The organism is Mesorhizobium sp. M7A.F.Ca.CA.004.04.2.1, assembly GCF_004022825.1.
Taxonomy (GTDB): domain Bacteria; phylum Pseudomonadota; class Alphaproteobacteria; order Rhizobiales; family Rhizobiaceae; genus Mesorhizobium.
Genome location: NZ_RZPH01001323.1, coordinates 1 through 1,308, shown reverse-complemented (window position 1 = coordinate 1,308; position 1,308 = coordinate 1). Strand labels below are relative to the sequence as shown.

At 64.6% G+C, this 1,308-nt stretch carries 1 protein-coding gene and 1 pseudogene; both read right to left on the bottom strand.

All coding sequences use genetic code 11. From position 1 onward, the window contains the following. Positions 1–461, bottom strand: a pseudogene (locus EN893_RS34240) (phosphoribosylamine--glycine ligase); the annotation flags it as partial. A 157-nt stretch (positions 462–618) separates the two neighbouring features. After that, positions 619–1,308 (bottom strand): phytanoyl-CoA dioxygenase family protein (locus EN893_RS34235; RefSeq protein ID WP_128362182.1); only part of this gene is annotated, 690 nt, incomplete at its 5' end.

The following is a 1,308-nucleotide window of genomic DNA, read 5'->3' as shown; positions in this document are numbered from 1 at the left end:
GTGACGCCCTTGCCGGCAGCGAGCCCGTCGGCCTTGATGACGATCGGTGCTCCGGTCTTTTCGACATAGGCCTTGGCCGAGGCCAGGTCACTGAAACGGCCATAGGCGGCGGTCGGGATGTTGTAGCGGGCGCAGAGATCCTTGGTGAAACCTTTCGATCCTTCCAGCTGTGCGGCAGCCTTGGAGGGTCCGAAGACGCGAATGCCTTGCGCGCGCAGATCGTCGGCAATGCCGACGACCAGCGGCCCCTCCGGGCCGACCACGACGAGGTCGATTTTTTTCTCCCGGCAGAACGCGGCCACGGCGGCATGGTCGGCTAAATCCAGCTTCACCAGCTCAGCCTCGCTGCCGATGCCCGGATTGCCGGGAGCCGCATAGAGCTTTGTCAGCAGCGGTGATGCGGCGATCTTCCAGGCGAGCGCATGTTCGCGGCCGCCGGAGCCGAGAAGAAGAACGTTCATGGCCACCTCTTGATGCCGACTATCCGTTAGAGCACCCGCTATTGCTCTCTGGGCGACGGGTCAAGGCATCCGGGCGCATTGATGGGAATTGCGCACGGGAACGTTACCCCAGCCGAAAATCGGCGGCGCACATCGGCGTCGATTTTCTGGCCTCGCTTCAGCCCTGGTAGACCACCGGAAACCAGTCCTCGCGCAGCCTCTCGCCCGGCTGCATGCCGTGGCCATGATAGGGCGGCGAGGTGCGGCCCGGCCGCTCGACATAGCGCGCATCGTCACCCACCCAGCGCAGCGACAGCGCCCGGCGCCGCGCCGCGGTCAGGTTGCCGCGCGCGCCATGCGCGGTCCTGAAGTCGAACAGGATGGCGTCGCCCGGCTCCATTTCCCATTCGAGCACCTTCATCGACGGATCCTTGTCGGGATCTGGCACCGGCAGATAGTCGCCCTCGCCGGCATAGAAATTGCTGTCGTCGAGCCAGCGCACCGGCAGGATCATCTTGTCCCATTTGTGCGAGCCGGCGATCAGGCGCAGCGTCGCTTCCTTCACCGGGTCGATGGGGATCCAGAAGCTCACCGTCTGTTGGCCATCGACGAAATAGTAGGGGATGTCCTGATGCCAGGGCGTCGGCTTCTGCGTGCCGGGTTCCTTGACCAGCACATGATCGTGGAAGAACTGCGCGGTGCGCGACTGCATCACCGCTGCCGCCAGTTCGGCGGCGGGCGAACCCCGCACCACGCTGACGAATTCGGGAATGCGCTCCCAGTTGCAGTAGTCGTCGAAGAAACTGCCGCGACCGTTGGCGATGTCGGATGCGGTGGCGCTGCGGTTCTGGATGTTGCGCTCGATGCC